Raw genomic sequence first — 3846 nt, 5'->3', positions numbered from 1 at the left:
ACGACCTGACGCGCTGCCAGGCCACCCCGCGCGGCGGACACGCGAGTCTCAGCCTCAAAGTCGGCCCGACTGGCCCCGTCGGCCCATCCGGCGAAGACGTCGTCGAGATGACCGATTTCGCTGCCTTCTGAGGCAAGAGAAACTGACACGAAGAGAGCCGTTCCCTCAGTGCGGAGAGGCGGCAGTTACCGTTTCAGGATGAGCAAGATATCCTGCACGAAATGGACGCAATACGGATACCGCTGAGCTAAACGATTGAAAAGAAAGAATAAGAGATCCGGGGGGACAGCGTCCCCCCGGCGGATCGACGCGCGCAAGCGGTCCGAAAAACCTCCCTCAATCCTCCGGCGCGATCACGCCCTTGCGGAACATGAAGCAGCCGTAGAACCGCCGCTCGCCGGTCTGGATCACCGCGTAGGACTGCCGCGCCATGTCGTAGAAGGCGAAGCGCTCGATCCCCAGCATCTCGCGCGGCTTGCCCTCGGCGGCGTCGATGACGGCCTGCACCTCCGCCTGCACCGGGGGCACCTCGTCGGGCGCGTTCACGATCTCCATCCGGCCGGCGAAATCCTCGACGAAAGTGTCGAGCGGCAGGACGGAGAGCAGCGCCTCCGCCGCCTCGGCCGCGGTCAGGTTGTCCATCCGCAGAAGTTCGCCCAGCACGGTCTCGCGGGCGATGGCGCCGGACGGAAAGTTGGTGTCGGCGATGACGACGACGTCGCCGTGCCCCATGTCGCGCAGCGCGTAGAGCACGTCGGCGTTCAGCCGCGGGTCGATGCCTTTGAGCATGTGGTCTCCTCCCTCGATGCGGCGCAATCTAGGACGGGCGCGGGGCGACGGAAAGGGCCGAATGGCCGGGGGCCGTCTCAGTCCAGCCGCTGCCCCGTTTCGCGGTCGAACAGGTGGACGATCTCCGGCGCCGCCGTCAGGCGGATCGGGTCGCCCGCGCGGAACTCGCCGCGCTCGCGCAGGACCGAGACCAGTTCGGTGCCGGCCGCGCGCACGGCCAGATGCGTCTCCGAGCCGGTGGGCTCCACCACCGCGACCTCGCCCGGCAGGCCGTCGCCGGCCGGCTGCAGGTGCTCGGGCCGGACGCCGTAGACCACCGCGCGCCCGTCCTCGCGGCCCGGCCCGTCGGCGACGGGCATCCGGGTCTCGCCCAGATCGGCGACGAGCGCACCGTCCTCGCGGCACAGCACCGCGTCCAGCATGTTCATCGACGGCGAGCCGATGAACTCGGCGACGAAGGTGTTCTCGGGCCGGTCGTAGAGCTCCAGCGGCGAGCCGATCTGCTCGATATGCCCGCCCTGCATCACCACGATCCGGTCGGCCATGGTCATCGCCTCGATCTGGTCGTGGGTGACATAGACGGTCGTGGTCTGCAGCCGCTGGTGCAACTCTCGGATCTCGGTGCGCATCTGCACGCGCAGCTTGGCGTCGAGGTTCGACAAGGGCTCGTCGAACAGGAAGACCTGCGGGTCGCGCACGATGGCGCGGCCCATCGCGACGCGCTGCCGCTGCCCGCCCGACAGGGCGCGGGGGTAGCGGCCGAGATACTCGGTCAGCCCCAGGATCTCGGCGGCCCGGCGCACCCGGTCCTGGATCTCGGATTTCGCCATCCCGCGCATCCGCAGCGCGAAGGCCATGTTGGCGCCGACGGTCTTGTGCGGGTAGAGCGCGTAGTTCTGGAACACCATGGCGATGTCGCGCTGCGACGGCGGCAGGCTGTTCACCACCCGCTCGCCGATGGAAATCGTGCCGCCGCTGATCCCCTCCAGCCCGGCGATCATCCGCAACAGCGTGGACTTGCCGCAGCCCGACGGGCCGACCAGCACGACGAATTCACCATCCGATATGTCAAATCCGACCCCGTGAATCACCTCGGCCGCGCCGTAACTCTTGCGCAGGTCGCGGATTCTGACCTCTGCCATGCGTCGCTGCTCCTCCCTCGCCGCGGCCACGATAGGCGCAAGGCAAAGCGGCTGTCCATCGCCAAAAACGCAGCCGCGATGCGCGCTTGACAGGTCACGGGAGCGCGGTGACACTCCTTCGGGTGCGGCCATACGCCGCCGGCGCCCGGGACGCAGGAGAAGCCCGGACGCGCCAAGACAGGGAGGATGTCTGAATGAAAGCCGAACTTTACAACTATTTGCAGCGCACCGGGAAGCTGAAGCGCCGGGACATGCTGAAGGGCATGGCCGGGATGGGCACGCTCGCCGCGTTCTCGGGCGTCGCCACCGGCACCGGCGTCCGGCCGGCCTGGGCCGCGAGCCATGACAGCCTGCGCGCCGAGATCCTGAAGATTCCGGGCGTGGGCATGGGCAGCCCGACCGATGCCGACTGGCAGAAGGTGGGCGAGATGTGCCTCGGCCCGACGAAGGAGGTCGTGCAGCCCGGCGAGTTCGAGGGGGTCGAGCTGACCTTCATGGGGCTCAACAACCAGAACCTGCACAACTTCCTGTTCCGCGGCTTCCTGAAGCCCTGGGAGGACTATACCGGCGCGACGATCAACTGGATCGACCTGGCGCAGGCGGACTACAACCCGCGGCTGCAGCAGTCCATCGCCACCCAGACGGTCGATTTCGACCTGCTGGAGATGGGCGCGCCGTTCGAGGGCGACACCGCCGGGCGCGGCCTGCTGGACGAGATGCCCCAGTGGGTCAAGGACATCATCGACATGGACGACTATGTCGACTACCTCAAGGCGCCGGTCGGCACCTGGGACGGCAAGACCTACCGCATCTCGATCGACGGCGACTGTCACACCTTCTGCTACCGCAAGGACTATTACGACAACGCCGATTTCGCCGCCGCCTGGGCGGAAGAGGGCGACGGCAGCGAGTGGGCACCGCCGACGACCTGGGCGCAGGTCAACGCGCATTCGAAGTTCCTGGCGGGCAAGACGGACCCGCTGACCGGGCTGCCGGCGCACGGCTTCCTGGACCCGCTGAAGATCACCTGGGGCGGCTTCGGGTTCTACTTCCTGGAGGACCGGGCGACGGCCTATGCGAAACATCCCGACGACCGGGCCTGGCTGTTCGACCCGGAGACGATGAAGCCCAGGGTCAACAACCCCGCCTTCGTACAGGCGATCCAGGACGTGATGGAGCTGATCGAGACCGACGGCGCCTATCCGCCGGATCAGCTGAACGCCGACCCGAACACCACCGCGTTCCAGCAGTTCCTGGCCGGCACCGGCGGGATGCTGACCTGGTGGGGGGACGTCGGCTCGAACGCGCGCACGTCCGACACCTCGGTCGTCGGCGATGTCGTGGGCTTCTCGACCCTGCCGGGGGCGAACCGGGTCTACAACTCGCAGAGCGGCGCATGGGAGGAGACGCCCAACGAGGCGCCGAACAACGCCTATCTGGGCTGGGGCGTCTATGTCACGAACCGGGTGTCGGGCGACGAGACCAAGCGCAAGGCGGCCTGGTCGGCGGCGGCGCATCTGGGCGGCAAGGACCTGTCGCTCTGGACCGTGGCCTATCCGTCCGGCTTCCAGCCCTACCGCAACTCGCACTTCAATTACGACGAGTGGGAGAATGCGGGCTACGACCGCGAGTTCATCGAGGACTACCTGTCGTCGAACCTGAACAGCTACAACCACCCCAACGCCGCGAACGAGCCGCGGATTCCGGGGATCTTCCAGTACTACTCGATCGCCGAGGACGAGCTGGCCAAGGCCTTCGCGGGCCAGTACGGCAGCGCGCAGGAGGTGGCCGACGTCATCGCCGAGGCCTGGGAGAACATCACCGACCAGATCGGCCGCGAGCAGCAGATCGCGCTCTACAAGGCGTCGCTCGGGATGTGAGTGTATCGGACCGCCGGTGGGCGGTCCGACCGGTG

General features: G+C 67.5%; 3 protein-coding genes. 1 reads left to right on the top strand and 2 read right to left on the bottom strand.

Translation table 11 applies throughout. From position 1 onward, the window contains the following. Positions 1-336 precede the first annotated feature (336 nt). Positions 337-789 carry an RbsD/FucU family protein gene (locus tag P1J78_RS24330; RefSeq protein WP_275569962.1) on the bottom strand — a complete coding sequence of 151 codons (453 nt, stop codon included), beginning with the start codon at positions 787-789 and terminating at the stop codon, positions 337-339. A gap of 77 nt (positions 790-866) precedes the next feature. Next, complete coding sequence (locus P1J78_RS24325) at positions 867-1931, bottom strand: ABC transporter ATP-binding protein (protein WP_275569961.1); 1065 nt, start codon at positions 1929-1931, stop codon at positions 867-869. Between the two features lie 194 nt (positions 1932-2125). Here P1J78_RS24325 and P1J78_RS24320 point away from each other — a divergent pair, with 194 nt between their 5' ends. Beyond that, positions 2126-3811: a type 2 periplasmic-binding domain-containing protein gene (locus P1J78_RS24320; protein WP_275569960.1), complete on the top strand. Its 1686-nt coding sequence runs from the start codon at positions 2126-2128 to the stop codon at positions 3809-3811. The last annotated feature ends 35 nt before the right edge of the window (positions 3812-3846 follow it).

This window comes from Psychromarinibacter sediminicola (assembly GCF_029168335.1).
GTDB classification, from domain to species: Bacteria; Pseudomonadota; Alphaproteobacteria; order Rhodobacterales; family Rhodobacteraceae; genus Psychromarinibacter; species Psychromarinibacter sediminicola.
This window is presented reverse-complemented; position numbering and strand designations above follow the sequence as displayed.